Raw genomic sequence first — 20,038 nt, forward strand, 5'->3', positions numbered from 1 at the left:
CCATGCAAGCCATGTTGATAAATTAATTCACCAAAATGAGCGGATCCGCTAGATTGGGAGGATCCGAAGAGAGGGGGTCCGACGATGTCGACGGCACCGAGACCGACGCTTGCAGACGTCGCGCGGCTTTCCGGACTGTCCAAGACGGCCGTCAGCCTCATCCTCAACGACCGTCCGTCCCGTCTGTCGGAGGACGCGGTCGAGCGCGTCCGCACTGCGGCGGCGCAGCTCGGGTACAAGCCGAACCCCGCCGCGCAGAGTCTGCGCTCGGGAAAGACGCGCACGATCGGCTTCATCTCGGATCAGGTCACCATCACGCGCTTCGCATCGGCGATGGTGCGCGGCACGCTGCGCGCTGCGAAGGAACTGGATCACACGGTGCTCATCGCCGAGACCGGCGACGACCCCACGCAGCTCGCGGCCGCGTTCGATGAGCTCATCGATCGCCGCGTCGACGGAGTCATCGTCGGGCTGATGGCCGCGCGCATGGTCGACGTCCCCGCGGCTCCCCGCGGGACCCCCGTCGTGATCGTGAACGGACGCACGCCGGACGATCTGCCCAGCGTGCTTCCCGACGAATACACCGCGGGCCACGCCATGGCGTCGGTGCTGCTGGACGCCGGCCACACGCGCGTCGCCTTCATCGGCGACATCCCCCACGTCGCCGGCGACCCGCGCCGGTCGGTCACGATCGCACGGCGCCTCGCCGGCATCCGCGATGCCTTCGCCGAGCGCGGCATCGCCGGTCCGGCCGAGGTCGTCGTCGAGGACTGGACCACCTCGATCGGCTTCGCGCACACCCTGCAGATGCTGGATGCGCACCCCGACCTGACCGGCATCATCGCGGCCACCGACGGCGTCGCGTTCGGCATCTACCAGGCGCTCAACGAGCGCGGTCTGCGCATCCCTGCCGACATCTCCATCGTGTCCTTCGACGACGAGGATCTCGCCTCCCTGGTGCGCCCGGGCCTGACCACAGCACGCCTGCCCTACGAGCAGATGGCGCGCGTCGGCGTGGAGATGCTGCTCGGCGAGCGCGACCTCGCCCATGAGCTGCTGCCGATGCCGCTGATCCGGCGGGATTCCGTGCGCAACCTGCGCTGACGCTCCTCCGCGGCGAACATCCGCCGGGAACGGTTCAGTCCTCGCGGAGGGCGAGCAGTTCGCGGGCGTGCTCGAGCGCCGCCCCGGAGTCGGTCAGCCCGGACAGCAGCCGCGCCATCTCCGCCTCGCGGTCCTCGCCGTCCAGCCGGCGCACGCTCGAGGCGGTGACCTGGCCGTCGCTCTGCTTCACGACGCTGAGGTGGTTGTTCGCGAACGCGGCCACCTGGGCGAGGTGGGTGACGGCGATCACCTGCGACGTGCGCGCCAGGCGAGCCAGACGACGGCCCACCTCGATCGCGGCGGCACCGCCGATACCGGCGTCGACCTCGTCGAACACGAAGGTCGGGACGGGATCCGTGCCGGCGATCACGACCTCGATCGCGAGCATCACGCGGGACAGCTCGCCTCCGGATGCGCCCTTCGCGACCGGGCGGGGCTCGGCGCCGGAGTGCGGTGCGAGGAGGATGGCGACGTCGTCGCGTCCGTTCGCGCTCTCCGCGCCCTCGGTGACGGCGACCACGAGCCGCGCGTCGGGCATGGCGAGGGCGTGCAACTCCTCTGTGACGGCGGCGCCGAGCCGGCCGGCCGCCTCCGTGCGCGTCGCGGTGAGTGCGGCGGCTGCCTCGTCCAGGGCGGCGCGTGCGGCATCTCGTTCGATCGTGAGCCGCTCGATGTGGTCGGAGTCGTCGTCGAGCTCGGCGAGGCGGGCGGATCCGGTGTTCCAGAGCTCGAGTGCCGCGTCGAGGCTGCCGTGTGCGCGCACCAGCGCGGCGAGGGCCGCGCGGCGTTCCTCGACCGCGGCGAGCTCGTGCGGGCCCGACTCGTCGAGGTCGGCGAGGTAGCCGCTCAGCTGTGCGGCGATGTCCGTCGCGCGGTAGCCGATCTCGGCGATGCTCTCGGCCATCGCGGCGAGGGCGGGGTCGGTCGCACGCTCCAGCGCGCGGCGGGCCTCCGCCGCGAGCGTGGATACGTCGTTGCCGCCTTCCTCGTCGGAGAGCGCCGAGCGCGCGATCGCCGCGGCCTGGCGCAGCTCCTCGGCGTTGGCGAGACGCTCGGCGCGCTCGGCGAGCGCCTCGTCCTCGCCCGGCTGCGGATCCGTCGCCTCGATCAGCGCGAGAGCTTGGCGCAGGTCCTCGGCCTCGGCCTGGCGGCGCTCCCGGTTCCCGGCGATCTCGTCGAGCTGAGCGGACAGGCCGCGCCAGCGCTCCCACGCCCGCTCGTATTCGCTCCTGACGACGGCGATGGCGGATCCGCCGAAGCGATCCAGCGCGTCGCGCTGGGCGGCCGCGGACCGCAACCGCAGCTGCTCCGACTGCCCGTGCACGACCACGAGCTCGTCGGCGAGGTCGGCCAGCACGCCGGCCGGCGCGGCACGGCCGCCGACGCTCGCACGGCTGCGCCCCTCCGCGGTGAGCGTGCGGGAGATGTAGAGCTCGCCGCGGGCGTCGTCGTACGGCTCGAGCTCGCCCCCGGCGTCGGCGACCGTGTCGGCCACGGATCCGCTGCTCGGGACGATCCATACGCCGGCGACCGAGGCCTGCGCGGCGCCGGCGCGCACCGCACCGGAATCGGCGCGGGCGCCGAGCAGCAGCCCGAGCCCCGTGACGACCATCGTCTTGCCCGCGCCGGTCTCCCCCGTGATGGCGGTGAAACCCGGTCCGATCGGCAGCACGGCCTCGGCGATGACGCCGAGATCCCGCAGGCGCATCTCCTCGATCATGCGTCGGCTCCTCGCCAGCCCGAGACCGGGAGGTGGAACTTGCGCACCAGCCGATCCGTGAAGACGCTCGGATGCAGACGTGCAAGGCGCACCGGACGCGAGGAGCGGCGCACGACCACCCGAGCGCCCCGCGGCAGCTCGTGGGAGCGCCGACCGTCGCACCAGAGGATCGCGTTCCCGTCGTTGCGATCCAGCAGCTCGATCGCCACCGGCGCGCCCGGTGCGACGACGAGCGGCCGAGCGAACAGCGCGTGAGCCGAGAGCGGCACCACGGCGATGGCCTCGACGCCGGGCCAGATGACCGGTCCCCCCGCGGAGAAGTTGTAGGCGGTCGCACCGGTCGGGGTGGACACCACCATGCCGTCGCAGCCGAAGCTGGTGAGGGGCCGTCCATCGATCTCGACGACCACCTCGATCATGCGCTCGCGGCTGGCCTTCTCCACGGTGGCCTCGTTCAGCGCCCAGGTGCTGTAGACGACGGCGCCGGCGGCGTCCTTCACACGTACCGCGAGCGCCATCCGCTCCTCGACGGAGTAATCGCGATCGATGACGCGGGCGACGGCGGCGTCCATGTCGTCGCGCTCGATCTCGGCCAGGAAGCCGACATGCCCCATGTTGATGCCGAGGATGGGCGCGGTGCCCTCACGGACGAGTTCCGCGGCGCGCAGGATGGTGCCGTCACCCCCGAGCACGATGGCCAGCTCGATGTCGTCGACGGAGACCCCGTCCTCGTGCGAGCGATCCGCCAGCACGTCGACGTCGGCGAACAGCGCATCGGCCGCGGCGAGCTCGGCGCGGTCCTCCGCTGCCATGACCGGCGTCGCTCCGGCGGCGCGCAGGGCGGTGACGACGCGGTGAGCCGCGTGCACGGTGTCATTGCGGCGCGCATGTGCGACGACGAGGATCCTGCGCTCGTTCATCGGCCTCCTGCCATCTGGTCGATCGTGCTCAACCATTCTGTCGGATTGCTCCCCCGCCCGCGGGCGAGGTGCACAAGGTACTCCGCGTTGCCGTGCGTGCCGAGGATCGGCGACGGCAGAAGGCCGAGCACGCCGAAATCCAGATCCCACGCGCCCCACAGCACGCGCGCGACGGCGTCGGCGCGGATCGTCGGGTTGGTGACCAGGCCGCCCCGCACGGCGGTGCGGCCGACCTCGAACTGCGGCTTGATGAGCAGGACGACGTCGGCGTGCGCTGCGGCGGTGGCAGCGATGGCGGGGAGCACGAGGCTGAGCGAGATGAAGGAGAGATCGCCCACGACGAGGCCGGGTCGCTGCTGCTCCCCCGTCGCGTCTGCCAGGATCCGCGCGTCCATGTGCCGGACGTTGAAGCCCTCCACGACGACGACGCCGGGGTCCGCGCGGACGGACGCGGCGAGCTGATCATGCCCCACATCGACGGCGAGCACGCGCCGCGCGCCCCGCTCGCGCAGGACCTGGGTGAACCCGCCGGTGGACGCCCCCATGTCGAGCGCGAGCACGCCGTCGACGGCGATGTCGAACCCGTCCAGGGCGGCGATGAGCTTGTGCGCGCCCCGGCTGACGTAGTGGTCGGCGCCTGCCACGTCGAGCACGTCATCCTCGTCGACCTTGGTCGAGGCCTTCGCCACGGGTCTGCCGTTGACCGTCACCAGCCCGCCGTCGATCAGCGCTGCTGCGTGGGTGCGCGATCGGGCCAGGCCGCGTTCCGCGAGGGCCGCATCGAGACGGGACGTCATCCGCGGTCCGCGGCGGTTCTCGGGGCGCTCTCCAGGCGCCGGGCGAGATCGTCGTGCAGCGCCTGGTACGCGGCGGCGCGGGAGTCCAGGGGCTGCCCTTCGATGAGGCGCAACCGGCTCCAGAGCCCGTCCGCCGGGTCCGGTTCGGTGTTCTCGCTCACCCCTCCAGCCTACGGGGGGATCGCGGTGATCCGCTGGATTACGGGCGGTGGAACGGATCCGCGTACAGCCGCTCGGGCACGCGGAAGCCGAAGATCTGCCGCCCGGTGCGCCAGATCGCCTCCGCGCCGGCGCGCACGAGATCGATGGGGCGATCGCCCTCGCGGAGGATCGTGACGTCCACGCCGTCCACGCGCACGACGGCGTCGCGGACGGTCACCGTGTCCCCGGAGGCCTTGGGCTGGGGATACGGCTCGTGCAGCTCGCGCAGGTCTCCGAGGATGTAGGTCGGCCGCTGTCCCTCCGCTGCGGCGAGCACGTGCTTCGGGCGGTCGATCCCGGTCAGCACGAGCGCCGATTCGATGCCCGCCCGCGACGCGCCGGCGATGTCGGTGTCGAGCCGGTCGCCGATGAAGAGCGGATGCTTCGCGCCGAACCGCGCGACCGCCTCCTCGAAGATCGGCGTCTCGGGCTTGCCGGCGACGGTCGCGAGGCGGCCGATCGCCGTGTGCACGGCGGACACGAGAGTGCCGTTGCCCGGAGCGACGCCGCGGGACTGCGGAATCGTCCAGTCCGTATTGGTCGCGATCCAGGGAATGCCACCCTCGTCCTCGGGGACCTTCAGGGCGAACGCCGCCTCGGCGAGATCGGACCAGCCGACTTCGGGCGCGAACCCTTGCACCACGGCGGCTGGGGAATCGTCGGCGCTGCGGGTCACTTCGAAGCCGGCCTTGCGCACCTCGTGCACGAGGCCTTCACCGCCGACGACGAGGATCGTGGATCCCGCCGGGATGAGGCCGCTGACGAGACGCATCGCCGCCTGCGGGCTGGTGACCACCTCGTCCGGCGCGACCGTGAGGCCGAGTTCGCCGAGGTGCGCGGCCACGGAAGCATCCGTGCGCGACGCGTTGTTCGTGATGTAGCCGAGGCGGCGGGTGGCCTCGACCTTCTTCAGGCTCTCGACGGCGTGCGGGATCGCCCCGGCCCCGGCGTACACGACCCCGTCGAGGTCCGCGAGGACGACGTCGACGTCGGACAGCGGCGTACGGCGGTCGCGGGAGAACAGGCTCACTCGGCCTGCTCCGCATCCTCCGGCTGCTCGGATGCGACCTGCTGCGCGGCCGCGGCCTCCGGCGCCGTGTCCCCGTCAGGCGCGGACTCCTCCTCATCGGGGAGATCCTCGTAGGCGTCCTCGATGATGACCTCGTCATCGTCGCCGTGTCCCAGCGCGGCAGACGCGACCTCCGCGCGCTCACGCCAGAAGGCGGCCTCGTCGGCGCGGCCGAGGTCTTCGAGCACCGCCGCGCGCGCGTCGAAGAGCGCGGGGCTCCATTCGAACGCCAGGTCGGGGTTGAGCTCCGGGATCTCGAGTTCGCCGAGCGCCAGCTCCAGTTCGCCGCGGTCGAGACGCGCGCCGGACATCGCGATCGCCAGGGCGACGCGGGTCGCGGTCGGCAGGGCGGCGCGGTCGACCGACCGTCCCTCCTCGAGGGCACGCTCCGGGCGTCCCATCCCCCGCTCGCTGTCGACGATCAGCGCGATCTGGTCGTCGCGACCGGAGATGCGGCGGTACGTGCGCAGCTCGCGCAGCGCCAGGGCGAAGTCGCCCATCGCGTATGCCGTGATCGCGACGGACTCGCGGACCACGGCCACACGGCCGGCACGGCGCGAGGCGGCCAGCGCATGCAGGTGCGCCCGCTCCGGATCCTCGTCGATGAGCTGCGCCGCCATGGCGAGGTGGCGCGCCACCTGTTCGGCGTTCTCCTTGCTCAGGGTCTTCAGCTCATTGCGCGCCGACGGGTGCAGATCGCGCGCCGTGATCTCATCCGGAAGCTCCGGGTCACGGGGCCGATCGCTCGCCCACATGTCCCGGCGGGGCCGGTCGTCCCTGTCCCGGAACGGACGGTCGCCATCACGGCGCGGACGGTCGCCATCACGGCGCGGGCGGTCGCCATCACGGCGCGGGCGGTCGCCATCACGGCGCGGGCGATCGTCCCGGGCCGGGAACGGCCTGTCGCCATCGCGGCGAGGACGGCCATCGTTGCTGCGGAACGGGCGGTCCCCATCCCGGCGCGGACGGTCATCGTTGCCGCGGAACGGGCGGTCGCCATCCCGACGCCGACGGTCGTCATTGGTGCGGAAGGGACGGTCCCCATCCCGACGCGGACGGTCACCATCCCGGCGAGGCCGATCGTCGTTGCTGCGGTAGGGGCGATCGCCATCCCGACGCGGACGGTCACCATCCCGGCGAGGCCGATCGTCGTTGCTGCGGTAGGGGCGATCGCCATCGCGACGTGGACGATCGTCACCACTGCGGAACGGGCGGTCATTACCGCCGCCGAACGCACGGTCGCCCTCACGTCGAGGACGCGCGTCACCATCTCGGCGGGGACGGTCATCGCGTGAAGCATCACGGCGGAACGGACGCCCGGAACGGTCGCCATCGGCATAGCGACGAGGACGCCCCGCGCCGTCATCCTTGCGGTCGCGCGAGGGCTTGCCGTCATCGGCCATGTCGTGACTCCTTTCGTTCGAGCATGTTAACGCAGAAAGGCCACCCTGCGTTGGGTGGCCTTTCTGTTAAAGGAAGTCCGGCGGTGTCCTACTCTCCCACAGGGTCCCCCCTGCAGTACCATCGGCGCTGTGAGGCTTAGCTTCCGGGTTCGGAATGTGACCGGGCGTTTCCCTCACGCTATGGCCGCCGAAACACTATTGACGTGTCTCAAACAAACACAAGCATGTGTGTTGTTGTTTGGTTTTCGACCGTACGTCGAGAACCACAAAGTGGACGCAAGCACCAGGAACGGTGTGTTATCAAGTCATCGGCTTATTAGTACCAGTCAGCTGCACGTGTTGCCACGCTTCCACATCTGGCCTATCAACCCAGTAGTCTGGCTGGGAGCCTCTCGCCCCGAGGGGCATGGAAGTCTCATCTTGAGGCCGGCTTCCCGCTTAGATGCTTTCAGCGGTTATCCATCCCGAACGTAGCTAACCAGCGGTGCTCCTGGCGGAACAACTGGCACACCAGAGGTTCGTCCAACCCGGTCCTCTCGTACTAGGGTCAGATCCTCTCAAACTTCCTACGCGCGCAGCGGATAGGGACCGAACTGTCTCACGACGTTCTAAACCCAGCTCGCGTACCGCTTTAATGGGCGAACAGCCCAACCCTTGGGACCTACTCCAGCCCCAGGATGCGACGAGCCGACATCGAGGTGCCAAACCATGCCGTCGATATGGACTCTTGGGCAAGATCAGCCTGTTATCCCCGAGGTACCTTTTATCCGTTGAGCGACAGCGCTTCCACAAGCCACTGCCGGATCACTAGTCCCGACTTTCGTCCCTGCTCGACCTGTCAGTCTCACAGTCAAGCTCCCTTGTGCACTTACACTCGACACCTGATTGCCAACCAGGTTGAGGGAACCTTTGGGCGCCTCCGTTACTTTTTGGGAGGCAACCGCCCCAGTTAAACTACCCACCAGGCACTGTCCCTGAACCGGATCACGGTTCGAAGTTAGATATCCAGAGTGACCAGAGTGGTATTTCAACAATGACTCCACGGTAACTGGCGTCACCGCTTCAAAGTCTCCCACCTATCCTACACAAGCCACACCGAACACCAATACCAAGCTGTAGTAAAGGTCACGGGGTCTTTCCGTCCTGCTGCGCGTAACGAGCATCTTTACTCGTAATGCAATTTCGCCGAGTTCGCGGTTGAGACAGTTGGGAAGTCGTTACGCCATTCGTGCAGGTCGGAACTTACCCGACAAGGAATTTCGCTACCTTAGGATGGTTATAGTTACCACCGCCGTTTACTGGGGCTTAAATTCTGAGCTTCGCCGAAGCTAACCCGTCCTCTTAACCTTCCAGCACCGGGCAGGCGTCAGTCCGTATACATCGTCTTGCGACTTGGCACGGACCTGTGTTTTTAGTAAACAGTCGCTACCCACTAGTCTCTGCGGCCACCACACCCTTTCGGAGTAAATCCTAATAAGCGGGTGGCCCCCCTTCTCCCGAAGTTACGGGGGCATTTTGCCGAGTTCCTTAACCACGATTCTCTCGATCTCCTTGGTATTCTCTACCTGACCACCTGAGTCGGTTTGGGGTACGGGCGGCTAGAACCTCGCGTCGATGCTTTTCTCGGCAGCATAGGATCACCCACTTTTCATCCGCATCGTGTCTCAGCCTTGATGAGAGACGGATTTGCCTATCTCTCGGCCTACGCACTTGCACCAGGACAACCATCGCCTGGCTTGGGCTACCTTCCTGCGTCACACCTGTTAATACGCTCACTCCACCAGATGGGGTCGCATGCCGCCACACGATCGTCCCCGAAGGGATCCCCGTGTCTTGGGATGCTTAGCACTCCTGATTTCATGTGGGCGGTTCTTCGCCGGTACGGGAATATCAACCCGTTGTCCATCGACTACGCCTGTCGGCCTCGCCTTAGGTCCCGACTTACCCAGGGAAGATTAGCTTGACCCTGGAACCCTTGGTCTTCCGGAGGACGTGTTTCTCACACGTCTTTCGCTACTCATGCCTGCATTCTCACTCGTGTAGCGTCCACGGCTGGATCACTCCGCCGCTTCACTCGCCACACGACGCTCTCCTACCCATCAACACGGCTGGACCACGAAGGCCTACCATTAATGTCAATGCCACAACTTCGGTGGCGTGCTTGAGCCCCGTTACATTGTCGGCGCGGAATCACTTGACCAGTGAGCTATTACGCACTCTTTCAAGGGTGGCTGCTTCTAAGCCAACCTCCTGGTTGTCACAGCAACTCCACATCCTTTCCCACTTAGCACGCGCTTAGGGACCTTAGTTGGTGGTCTGGGTTGTTTCCCTCTCGACTATGAAGCTTATCCCCCACAGTCTCACTGCTGCGCTCTCACTTACCGGCATTCGGAGTTTGGCTGACGTCAGTAACCTTGTAGGGCCCATCGGCCATCCAGTAGCTCTACCTCCGGCAAGAAACACGCAACGCTGCACCTAAATGCATTTCGGAGAGAACCAGCTATCACGAAGTTTGATTGGCCTTTCACCCCTATCCACAGCTCATCCCCTCAGTTTTCAACCTAAGTGGGTTCGGCCCTCCACGACGTCTTACCGTCGCTTCAGCCTGGCCATGGATAGATCACTTCGCTTCGGGTCTAGGACACGCGACTGAATCGCCCTATTCAGACTCGCTTTCGCTACGGCTGCCCCACACGGGTTAACCTCGCCACGTATCACTAACTCGCAGGCTCATTCTTCAAAAGGCACGCTGTCACCCCTGCTAAGGAGGCTCCAACGGTTTGTAAGCAAACGGTTTCAGGTACTATTTCACTCCCCTCCCGGGGTACTTTTCACCTTTCCCTCACGGTACTTGTCCGCTATCGGTCATCTGGGAGTATTTAGGCTTATCAGGTGGTCCTGACAGATTCACACGGGATTTCTCGGGCCCCGTGCTACTTGGGATACTCTCCACGCCAAGACCTGGCATTTCGGCTACGGGGTTGGCACCCTCTATGACCCGCCTTTCAATGCGGTTCGCCTATACCAGCTTGTCACGCTCGTCACTCGGCAGAATGACACGGAAAGTCCCACAACCCCGGGCATGCAACGCCTGCCGGCTATCACACACACCCGGTTTAGCCTCATCCGCTTTCGCTCGCCACTACTCACGGAATCACATGTTGTTTTCTCTTCCTGTGGGTACTGAGATGTTTCACTTCCCCACGTTCCCTCTACCCGCCCTATATATTCAGGCGGGAGTCACTAGGTCGGCACGCCGCCCAGCGGGGTTTCCCCATTCGGACACCCTCGGATCAAAACTCGCTTATCAGTTCCCCGAGGCTTATCGCAGATTGCTACGTCCTTCTTCGGCTCCAGATGCCAAGGCATCCACCGTTTGCTCTTAAAGACTTGAAATCACATGAGCCGACCCCGACAGGAAAATCGGGGCCGTATCTATCGTTTCGAAACAATCCCGAAGGATCATCTCTTTAAGATGCTCGCGTCCACTGTGTAGTTCTCAAAGTACGGGCGGTCCCCCACCCCCACACCAACCGGCGTGAGGCATGAAGGCCAGAAGTACCGCATGTGTTCCCACACCCGGTCCCTCAGGACCCAACAGCGTGCAGGCCCCCGCATCGCCGACCCCACCGTTCCCACTGCCGAAGCAGCGTACTAAGCAAGACCATTGACTCGAGAGCCATGTCAAATGTTCCACCCATGAGCTAACCAGCAGCACACATTCGGTGCTGATCTGGCGCCTGGAAGACCGAAGCCTCCAGATGCTCCTTAGAAAGGAGGTGATCCAGCCGCACCTTCCGGTACGGCTACCTTGTTACGACTTAGTCCTAATTACCGATCCCACCTTCGACGGCTCCCTCCACAAGGGTTAGGCCACCGGCTTCAGGTGTTACCGACTTTCATGACTTGACGGGCGGTGTGTACAAGACCCGGGAACGTATTCACCGCAGCGTTGCTGATCTGCGATTACTAGCGACTCCGACTTCATGAGGTCGAGTTGCAGACCTCAATCCGAACTGGGACCGGCTTTTTGGGATTCGCTCCACCTCACGGTATTGCAGCCCTTTGTACCGGCCATTGTAGCATGCGTGAAGCCCAAGACATAAGGGGCATGATGATTTGACGTCATCCCCACCTTCCTCCGAGTTGACCCCGGCAGTATCCCATGAGTTCCCACCATTACGTGCTGGCAACATAGAACGAGGGTTGCGCTCGTTGCGGGACTTAACCCAACATCTCACGACACGAGCTGACGACAACCATGCACCACCTGTTCACCAGTGTCCAAAGAGTCCCGTATTTCTACGGTGTTCTGGTGTATGTCAAGCCTTGGTAAGGTTCTTCGCGTTGCATCGAATTAATCCGCATGCTCCGCCGCTTGTGCGGGTCCCCGTCAATTCCTTTGAGTTTTAGCCTTGCGGCCGTACTCCCCAGGCGGGGAACTTAATGCGTTAGCTGCGTCACGGAATCCGTGGAAAGGACCCCACAACTAGTTCCCAACGTTTACGGGGTGGACTACCAGGGTATCTAAGCCTGTTTGCTCCCCACCCTTTCGCTCCTCAGCGTCAGTTACGGCCCAGAGATCTGCCTTCGCCATCGGTGTTCCTCCTGATATCTGCGCATTCCACCGCTACACCAGGAATTCCAATCTCCCCTACCGCACTCTAGTCTGCCCGTACCCACTGCAGGCCCGAGGTTGAGCCTCGGGATTTCACAGCAGACGCGACAAACCGCCTACGAGCTCTTTACGCCCAATAATTCCGGATAACGCTTGCACCCTACGTATTACCGCGGCTGCTGGCACGTAGTTAGCCGGTGCTTTTTCTGCAGGTACCGTCACTTTCGCTTCTTCCCTGCTAAAAGAGGTTTACAACCCGAAGGCCGTCATCCCTCACGCGGCGTTGCTGCATCAGGCTTCCGCCCATTGTGCAATATTCCCCACTGCTGCCTCCCGTAGGAGTCTGGGCCGTGTCTCAGTCCCAGTGTGGCCGGTCACCCTCTCAGGCCGGCTACCCGTCGACGCCTTGGTGAGCCATTACCTCACCAACAAGCTGATAGGCCGCGAGCCCATCCCCCACCAAAAAATCTTTCCAGTTGGTAACCATGCGGCTCCAACTCGTATCCAGTATTAGACGCCGTTTCCAGCGCTTATCCCAGAGTGAGGGGCAGGTTGCTCACGTGTTACTCACCCGTTCGCCACTAATCCCCCAAAGCAAGCTTCGGGTTCATCGTTCGACTTGCATGTGTTAAGCACGCCGCCAGCGTTCATCCTGAGCCAGGATCAAACTCTCCGTAAAAAAGAAATGCATGCACACCGGGGAAAAACCGGCACGCAGCGAGTTTGAAACTGACCAAAGAGATGACATCATTGCTGACTTCATCCGAATGCCAACCCCCGAAAGGATTGGTCTTTGATCCAAAGGAATTTCTCAACCAGCCCTAAGACTGGACGAGGAATAAATTGGCATTTGACAAGTGCACGCTGTTGAGTTCTCAAGGATCGGATGCTCCTACAGCTCCGCCTCGCGGCATCACAAATAGGGCTTGATCTCACTCCCGCTCGCTGCGCCTTGCGGCGAACCTGAGCCCGGGAGTTACCCATCGTAGCTGAAGTTCTTCCACTTGGGAAGTTCTTGATCGAGATGGGGTTTGTTCGCCGCTTGGGGAGTCAGGCCTTCCGGCCCTTCGCTCTACCGCTTGGGGCGAACAGGTAATAACTTACGCGGATCCCCGGGTCCCGGCAAATCGGGGCCGCATCCCGGGCGTGTCGCGCGGCCCGTGATCGGGCCGCCTTCGGACGAAACGCCTGGTGAACGCGGAATCCCCCTCCGCGGCGACAGCCGGGAGGGGGATTCGGGGCGCTGAGAGGCATCCAGGGGACGCATCGATCACAGCCCGAGGGCGTGCACCGCGGCCTGCGCACGAGCGACCAGTTCGGTGCGCTGCTCCGCGACGCGCACCGGCGCCGTGCCGCCGATGCCGTCACGACTCGCGACCGATCCCTCGATCGTGAGCACCTCGCGCACGGCCGGCGTCAGGTGCTCGGACACCTCAGCGAGAAGAGCGTCGTCGGCGTCCTCGAGACCGATGCCCCGCTGCTCGCATGCGCGGACCAGGGATCCGGAGATCTCGTGCGCCTCGCGGAACGGCACGCGGTTCTTCACCAGCCACTCGGCGACGTCGGTCGCGAGGGAGAAGCCCTGCGGCGCGAGCTCGGCCATCCGCTCCGTGTCGAAGCGCAGCGTCGCGACCATTCCCGTGAACGCCGGAAGCACGAGCTCCAGGGTCCGGACGGAGTCGAACACCGGCTCCTTGTCCTCCTGCAGATCCCGGTTGTAGGCGAGCGGCAGGCCCTTGAGCGTCGCCAGGAGACCCGAGAGGTTGCCGATGAGGCGCCCGGACTTGCCGCGTGCGAGTTCGGCGATGTCGGGATTCTTCTTCTGCGGCATGATGCTCGAGCCGGTCGAGTAGCCGTCGTCGAGCGTGACGAAGCCGAACTCCCGGGTGTTCCAGAGGATGATCTCCTCGGACAGGCGGGACAGGTTCACGCCGATCGTCGCGGCGATGAACGCGAACTCGGCGACGACGTCGCGAGACGCGGTCCCGTCGAGCGAGTTCTCCGCCGGGCGGTCGAGGCCGAGCTCGCGGGCGACGAGAGCGGGATCGAGTCCCAGGGTGGATCCGGCCAGCGCTCCCCCGCCGTACGGCGAGACGCCGGCGCGGGCGCGCCAGTCGACCAGGCGCTCGAGGTCCCGCACGAGCGGCCACGCGTGCGCCTGCAGGTGGTGCGCGAGCAGCACCGGCTGCGCGTGCTGCAGGTGCGTGCGCCCCGGCAGGATCGCACTCTCGTGCGCCTGAGCCTGCGCGACGAGCGCGTCGATGAGACCGAGCACCTCGCGGGCGATGACCCGAGCGTGGTCGATCAGGTACATCCGCACGAGCGTCGCGATCTGATCGTTGCGGCTCCGGCCCGCACGGAGCCGTCCGCCCAGATCTGGGCCGACCTCCGCGATCAGGGCGGCTTCGAGTGCGCCGTGCACGTCCTCGTCCCCCGGCTCCGGGAGCAGCGTGCCGTCGGCGATGCGGGCGGCGAGAGCGTCGAGACCGGCGTGCATGCGCACGGCCTCGTCGGCCTCCAGGTACCCGGCGGCCTCGAGGGCCGTGGCGTGCGCATGCGATCCCGCGATGTCGTACGGGGCGAGGATCCAGTCGAAGTGGGTCGAGCGGCTGAGCTCGGCGAGCTCCGGACTGGGTCCGCCGGCGAAGCGGCCGCCCCAGAGCGCGCCCTGGTTCGTGCCGTGCGCGCTCACTTCGCTCCCTCGCTCGACGACTTGCCGATGAGCCACACGAGCAGCGCCTTCTGGGCGTGCAGGCGGTTCTCCGCCTCGTCCCAGACGACGCTCTGCGGGCCGTCGATGACCTCGGAGTCGACCTCGTAGCCGCGATCGGCCGGCAGGCAGTGGATGAAGATCGCCTCCGGATCCGCGAGCGCCATGGTCGCGGCGGTCACCTTGTAGCCGCCGAGATCGCGCAGGCGCTGGGCCTTCTCCTCCTCCTTGCCCATCGACACCCAGGTGTCGGTGACGATCACGTCGGCCCCGCGTGCGGCCTCGTCCGGATCCGTGAGGAGCGTCAGCGAGCCTCCGGTCTCGGCGGCGCGCCGATGCACGTCGGCGACGACGTCGGCGCGCGGCGCGTAGGCCTCGGGCGACGCCACCCGCACGTGCATGCCCGCGGTGACGCCGGCCAGCACGTAGGAGTGCGCCATGTTGCTGCGCCCGTCGCCGAAGAACGAGAGCGTGAGGCCCTGCAGGTCGCCCTTGTGCTCGCGGATCGTGAGCAGATCGGCGAGCAGCTGGCAGGGGTGGAAGTCGTCGGACAGCGCGTTGATGACCGGCACGCGCGTGCCCGCGGCCATCTCCTCCAGGCCCTGCTGCGCGTAGGTGCGCCACACGATGGCGGCGACCTGGCGCTCCAGCACCCGGGCGGTGTCGGCCGGTGTCTCCTTGCCGCCGAGCTGGCTGTTCGCCGTCGAGATGATCAGCGGGGATCCGCCCAGATCCGCGATCCCGACCGCGAACGAGACGCGGGTGCGGGTCGAGGACTTGTCGAAGATCACCGCGACGGTCTGCGGGCCCGCGAGGGTCTTGTCGGCCCAGCGGTCCTTCTTGAGCTCGAGCGCGAGATCGAGGATCTCGGTCTGCTCGGCGGTGGTCAGATCGTCGTCGCGCAGCAGGTGGCGGGTCATGCCGTGGTCTCCGTGAGAGCGGTGGCCGCGACCTCGGCGAGGGCGGCGGTGAACAGGTCGGTGAACTCGGCGATCTCGGCATCGCCGATGGTGAGCGCGGGCGCGATGCGCACCGAGGACGGGTTGGCGGCGTTCACGATGAGGCCGAGGCGCTGCGCCGCGGCGACCACGTCGCCCGCGACCGGGGCGGCGAGGGCGACGCCGATGAGCAGTCCGCGTCCGCGCACGCCGGTGACCAGCGGGGAGCCGATCCCCTCGATCGCCGCGCGCACCTGAGCGCCGCGCTCGCGCGCGTTCTGCACGAGACCCGCGTGCTCGATCTCCTCGAGCACGGCGTTGCTCACGGCGGTGGCGAGCGGGTTGCCGCCGAACGTGGAGCCGTGCGAGCCCGGCTGCAGCAGCGCCGCCGCCTCGCCGAACGCGACGAGCGCGCCGATCGGGAAGCCGCCGCCGATGCCCTTGGCCAGGGTGATCGCGTCGGGCAGGATCCCGTCGTGCTGGAACGCGAACCAGTCGCCGGTGCGGCCGGCGCCGGTCTGGATCTCGTCCACGATGAGCAGCGCACCGTGCTTCGTGGTGAGCTCCCGGGCCGCACGGAGGTAGCCCTCCGGCAGCTCGAGCACGCCGGCCTCGCCCTGGATGGGCTCGACGAACAGGGCCGCGACGCGGTCGTCCATCGCCGCCTCGAGCGCCTCGATGGTCGCAGGGATGTGCTCCACGCCGCCGGGCAGCGGCTGGAACGGGTCGCGCATCGACGCCTTCGCGGTCAGCGCCAGTGCGCCGATCGTGCGGCCGTGGAACGCGTTGTCGAGCGACAGGATCCGCGGGCGCTCGGTTCCGCCGTGCAGGCGGGCGAGCTTGAACGCGGCCTCGTTGGCCTCGGTGCCGGAGTTGCCGAAGAAGACCCGGCCCGGCTCGCCCGTGCCGGCGAGGCGCTTCAGGCGCGCAGCCAGCTCCAGCTGGGGCGGGGTGGCGAAGTAGTTCGAGACGTGCGCGAGCGTGCCGGCCTGGCGGGTCACGGCCTCGACGAACACCGGGTGAGCATGACCGAGCGCGGTGACGGCGATGCCCGCGAGGAAGTCGAGGTAGCGTCGCCCCTCGCCGTCCCACAGGTGCGATCCCTCGCCGCGGACGAGCAGCTCGAAGCGCGGGCCCGCGTTCAAGATCAGGTCGCGGTCGGCGCTCAGCTGCCAGGTCTGCGCAGCCGCTGACGTGTCGTGGGGCGACGTCATCCCGCCACCACCTCCGTTCCGATTCCCTTGCTGGTGAAAAGTTCGACGAGCACCGAGTGCGGCACCCGTCCGTCGATGATGGCTGCCGCGTGCACGCCCGATTCCACGGCCTCCAGGCACGCGGTCATCTTCGGGATCATGCCCGACTCGAGGGATGGCAGCAGCTGCCGCAGCTCGCCGGTGGTGAGGTGCGAGACGAGCGAGTCGCGGTTCGGCCAGTCGGCGTACAGGCCCGCGACGTCGGTGAGGATCACGAGCTTGACCGCGCCCAGCGCCGTCGCCAGCGCCGCGGCCGCGGCGTCCGCGTTCACGTTGAGCGACTGGCCGGGGTGGTCGAGGTCCGGCGCGATGCTCGACACGACGGGGATCCGGCCCGCGGCGAGGTGATCGAGCACGGGGGTCGGGTCGACCTGGACCACATCGCCGACGCGCCCCAGATCCACCTCCTCGCCGTCGACGACGATGCCGCGGCGGCGGCCGCCGAACAGGCCCGCGTCCTCGCCGCTGAGCCCGGTGGCGATCGGTCCGTGGCTGTTGATCTTCGCGACGAGCTGCGGGTTGATGTGCCCGGTGAGCACCATCCGCACCACGCTGATCGCCTCGGTGGAGGTGACGCGGTAGCCGCCCTTGAACTCGCTCGGGATCGCGAGGCGGTCGAGCATGTTCGAGATCTGCGGACCGCCGCCGTGCACGACGACGGGCTGGACGCCGACATAGCGCAGGTAGGCGATGTCCTGCGCGAAGGCCTCCTGCAGCTCGTCCGAGATCATGGCGTTGCCGCCGTACTTCACGACGACGATCTGGTCACGGAACTTCTTCAGCCAGGGCAGGGATTCGATGAGGGTCTGCGCCTTGAGCGCAGCCTCCTCCGGGGCGGTGTCCTGAAGGTCGCTCATGAGGAATAGGCGCTGTTCTCGTGCACGTAGTCGTGGGTCAGGTCGTTGGTGCGGATCGTGGCCGTGGCGTCGCCGACCTTGAGATCGATCAGCACGTGGGTGGCGCGGGGGGTCAGGTCGACCTCCTCGCGGGGACGGTCGGGGCCGCCGGCGGTGCACACGCGGACGCCGTTCATCCACACGTCGACGTCGTACGGGTCGAACGCGGCCTGGGTGGTGCCGATCGCGGCGAGCACGCGGCCCCAGTTCGGGTCGTTCCCGAAGACAGCCGCCTTGAACAGGTTGTTGCGTGCGACGGAGCGGCCGACCTCGACGGCGTCCTGATCGCTCTGCGCGTGCACCACCTCGATCGAGATGGCGTGGCTGGCGCCCTCGGCGTCGTCCTGGAGCTGGCGGGCCAGGTCGTCGCAGACCTCGCGCAGCGCGGCGGCGAACGTGTCGGGATCCGGGCGGATCCCGCTCGCGCCGTTGGCCAGCAGCGTGACCTGGTCGTTCGTCGACATGCAGCCGTCGGAGTCGAGCCGATCGAAGGTCGTGCCGGTCGCCCCCTTCAGCAGGGCGTGCGCCTCCGGGGCGTCGAGGTCGGCGTCGGTCGTGAGCACGACCAGCATCGTCGCCAGCCCTGGTGCGAGCATGCCCGCGCCCTTGGCCATGCCGCCGATCGTCCAGCCGTCGCGGCTGACGACCGCCGTCTTGGCGACCGTGTCGGTGGTCATGATCGCCTCGGCCGCGGACTGGCCGCCGTCGGCGCTCAGCTGCGCCACACCGGCCTCCACCCCCGCGAGCACCTTGCTGCGGAAGACCTCGTCGCCGCTGCCGATGAGCCCGGTCGAGCAGATCACCACGTCGCCGGCGCTGACACCGAGCAGCTCGGCCGCGCGCTCCGCCGTGAGGTGGCTGGTCTGGAAGCCGAACGCGCCGGTGAAGCAGTTCGCTCCGCCGGAGTTCAGCACGACGGCCTCGACGAAGCCGTCCTTGACGACCTCCTGCGACCAGATGATCGGGTTCGCCTTGGCCCGGTTGCTGGTGAACACCGCGGTGCCCACCTTGCGCGGACCGCGGTTCACCACCACGGCGACGTCGGGCTTTCCGGTGGACTTGAGGCCCGCGGCGACGCCGGCCGCTTCGAATCCCTGGGGTGCGGTCACGCTCATGGGGCGACTCCGTTGATGCTGAGCGCCGTGGTCTCGGCGAGACCGAGCGCGATGTTCATGGACTGGATGGCCGCTCCCGCGGTGCCCTTTACGAGGTTGTCGACGGCGGTCACCACGACGACGCGGTTCGCGGCGCGGTCGATCGCGAGTCCCATCAGGGCGGTGTTGGCGCCGAGCACGTCGGCGGTGCGCGGCACGGATCCCTCCGGCAGCAGCTGCACGAAGGTCTCGTCGCCGTACGCGCTCTCCCACGCCTGCCGGATCTGCGCGTCGCTGACGCCCGGCGCGATCGGCGCGGTCGAGGTGGCGAGGATGCCGCGCGCCATCGGCACGATGACCGGGGTGAAGGAGATCCGGATCCCGTCCGCCTCCACGGTCCCTGAGCTTGCCGAAGGGCCCGACGCGGCCGCGAGGGCCTGTCGGATCTCCGGGATGTGCCGATGCGTGCCGCCCACGGCGTACGGGTTGGCGGATCCGAGGATCTCGCTGCCCAGCAGGTGCGGCTTGAGGCTCTTGCCCGCGCCCGAGGGCCCGACGGCGAGCACCGTCACGATGTCGGACGGGTCGATCACGCCGGCCGCGACACCGGGGGCGAGGCTCAGGCTCACCGTCGACGCGTTGCAGCCGGGGGCTGCGATGCGGGTGGCGCCGCGGAGGCTCTCGCGCTGCTTGGCGCCGTCCACGAGAAGCTCCGGCACCCCGTAGGCCCACGGCGCGTGGAACGCGCCGCCGTAGAAGGCGTCCCACGCGGCCTGCGAGGTGAGCCGGTGGTCGGCACCGGCGTCGATGACGAGCGGGACGTCGCCGAGCGCGTCGGTGTACTGACCGGACTGCCCGTGCGGGAGGGCGAGGAAGACGATGTCGTGACCGGCGAGGATCTCGGGGGTCGTCTCCTGCAGGGTGAGGTGCGCCAGGGAGCGCAGATGAGGCTGGTGCTCGGAGAGCTTCTGTCCGGCGTTCGAGTGCGCGGTGACGGTGCGGATCTCGATGTCGGGATGGTTCGCGAGCAGGCGAAGGATCTCGCCGCCCGCATAACCGGATGCGCCGGAGACGGCGACGGAATACGTCATGCTTCCACCTTAACGGTCGGGTCTGCCGGTGACGCGCTTGAAGACGGCGCGCGGCAGGAGTGCGATGCGGGGCCGGAGGCGGCGACACCGGCACTCGACCGCGTGCGACGCGGGAGCGCGGGGTCGCCTAGAGTCGGCGGTCGCCCGAACGGCGTCGACGCACCACGACAGCACCCTGGCGGGTGGTCGCGAGCGGAGCCGTAAGCATGCCGCGACGATATCGC

Annotated in this window: 14 protein-coding genes and 3 rRNA genes; 1 reads left to right on the plus strand and 16 read right to left on the minus strand. The window is 67.2% G+C overall.

Annotated elements, in window-relative coordinates; translation table 11 throughout:
- Window positions 1-84 precede the first annotated feature (84 nt).
- Window positions 85-1,104 (plus strand): LacI family DNA-binding transcriptional regulator, encoded by a 1,020-nt coding sequence (locus ACYQ1L_RS12685; RefSeq protein WP_460004460.1) that lies wholly within the window; start codon window positions 85-87, stop codon window positions 1,102-1,104.
- A gap of 34 nt (window positions 1,105-1,138) precedes the next feature.
- Here the strand turns inward: ACYQ1L_RS12685 and recN are convergent, their stop codons facing one another.
- From recN to argC, 16 genes are all read right to left on the minus strand, one after another.
- The gene (gene recN / locus ACYQ1L_RS12690) at window positions 1,139-2,824 is read right to left on the minus strand and encodes a DNA repair protein RecN (RefSeq protein ID WP_460004461.1); all 1,686 of its coding nucleotides are present in this window, start codon (window positions 2,822-2,824) and stop codon (window positions 1,139-1,141) included.
- The gene (locus ACYQ1L_RS12695; protein ID WP_460004462.1) at window positions 2,821-3,744 is read right to left on the minus strand and encodes an NAD kinase; all 924 of its coding nucleotides are present in this window, start codon (window positions 3,742-3,744) and stop codon (window positions 2,821-2,823) included. The genes recN and ACYQ1L_RS12695 overlap by 4 nt, the downstream gene beginning before the upstream one ends.
- Entirely contained in the window at window positions 3,741-4,541 is an 801-nt protein-coding gene (locus tag ACYQ1L_RS12700) for a TlyA family RNA methyltransferase (RefSeq protein ID WP_460004463.1), read from the minus strand. Before ACYQ1L_RS12700 ends, ACYQ1L_RS12695 begins: the two co-directional genes overlap by 4 nt.
- Entirely contained in the window at window positions 4,538-4,702 is a 165-nt protein-coding gene (locus tag ACYQ1L_RS12705; RefSeq protein WP_460004464.1) for a hypothetical protein, read from the minus strand. The genes ACYQ1L_RS12700 and ACYQ1L_RS12705 overlap by 4 nt, the downstream gene beginning before the upstream one ends.
- A gap of 38 nt (window positions 4,703-4,740) precedes the next feature.
- A complete protein-coding gene (locus tag ACYQ1L_RS12710; RefSeq protein ID WP_460004465.1) occupies window positions 4,741-5,772 on the minus strand; it encodes an HAD-IIA family hydrolase in 1,032 nt (343 codons plus the stop codon).
- Window positions 5,769-6,449 carry a hypothetical protein gene (locus ACYQ1L_RS12715; RefSeq protein WP_460004466.1) on the minus strand — a complete coding sequence of 227 codons (681 nt, stop codon included), beginning with the start codon at window positions 6,447-6,449 and terminating at the stop codon, window positions 5,769-5,771. The genes ACYQ1L_RS12710 and ACYQ1L_RS12715 overlap by 4 nt, the downstream gene beginning before the upstream one ends.
- Window positions 6,450-6,478: 29 nt before the next feature.
- Window positions 6,479-7,099 carry a hypothetical protein gene (locus ACYQ1L_RS12720; RefSeq protein WP_460004467.1) on the minus strand — a complete coding sequence of 207 codons (621 nt, stop codon included), beginning with the start codon at window positions 7,097-7,099 and terminating at the stop codon, window positions 6,479-6,481.
- 190 nt (window positions 7,100-7,289) lie between these two features.
- Window positions 7,290-7,406 (minus strand): 5S ribosomal RNA (gene rrf, locus ACYQ1L_RS12725).
- 104 nt (window positions 7,407-7,510) lie between these two features.
- A 23S ribosomal RNA gene (locus tag ACYQ1L_RS12730) occupies window positions 7,511-10,610 on the minus strand.
- Window positions 10,611-10,986: 376 nt separating this feature from the next.
- Window positions 10,987-12,511: ribosomal RNA gene (locus ACYQ1L_RS12735) — 16S ribosomal RNA — on the minus strand.
- Together the 16S, 23S and 5S rRNA genes form the textbook arrangement of a ribosomal RNA operon.
- A gap of 591 nt (window positions 12,512-13,102) precedes the next feature.
- Window positions 13,103-14,524 (minus strand): argininosuccinate lyase, encoded by a 1,422-nt coding sequence (argH, locus tag ACYQ1L_RS12740; protein WP_460004468.1) that lies wholly within the window; start codon window positions 14,522-14,524, stop codon window positions 13,103-13,105.
- Window positions 14,521-15,462, minus strand: coding sequence for an ornithine carbamoyltransferase (gene argF / locus ACYQ1L_RS12745; protein ID WP_460004469.1), 942 nt, complete (start codon window positions 15,460-15,462; stop codon window positions 14,521-14,523). Before argF ends, argH begins: the two co-directional genes overlap by 4 nt.
- Complete coding sequence (locus ACYQ1L_RS12750) at window positions 15,459-16,694, minus strand: acetylornithine transaminase (protein WP_460004470.1); 1,236 nt, start codon at window positions 16,692-16,694, stop codon at window positions 15,459-15,461. Before ACYQ1L_RS12750 ends, argF begins: the two co-directional genes overlap by 4 nt.
- Window positions 16,691-17,590, minus strand: a complete 900-nt coding sequence (gene argB, locus ACYQ1L_RS12755; protein ID WP_460004471.1) for an acetylglutamate kinase — start codon at window positions 17,588-17,590, stop codon at window positions 16,691-16,693. The genes ACYQ1L_RS12750 and argB overlap by 4 nt, the downstream gene beginning before the upstream one ends.
- Window positions 17,587-18,744 (minus strand): bifunctional glutamate N-acetyltransferase/amino-acid acetyltransferase ArgJ, encoded by a 1,158-nt coding sequence (gene argJ / locus ACYQ1L_RS12760; RefSeq protein WP_460004472.1) that lies wholly within the window; start codon window positions 18,742-18,744, stop codon window positions 17,587-17,589. Before argJ ends, argB begins: the two co-directional genes overlap by 4 nt.
- Complete coding sequence (argC, locus tag ACYQ1L_RS12765) at window positions 18,741-19,814, minus strand: N-acetyl-gamma-glutamyl-phosphate reductase (protein ID WP_460004473.1); 1,074 nt, start codon at window positions 19,812-19,814, stop codon at window positions 18,741-18,743. Before argC ends, argJ begins: the two co-directional genes overlap by 4 nt.
- Window positions 19,815-20,038: the final 224 nt, after the last annotated feature.

The organism is Microbacterium xylanilyticum, assembly GCF_054654695.1.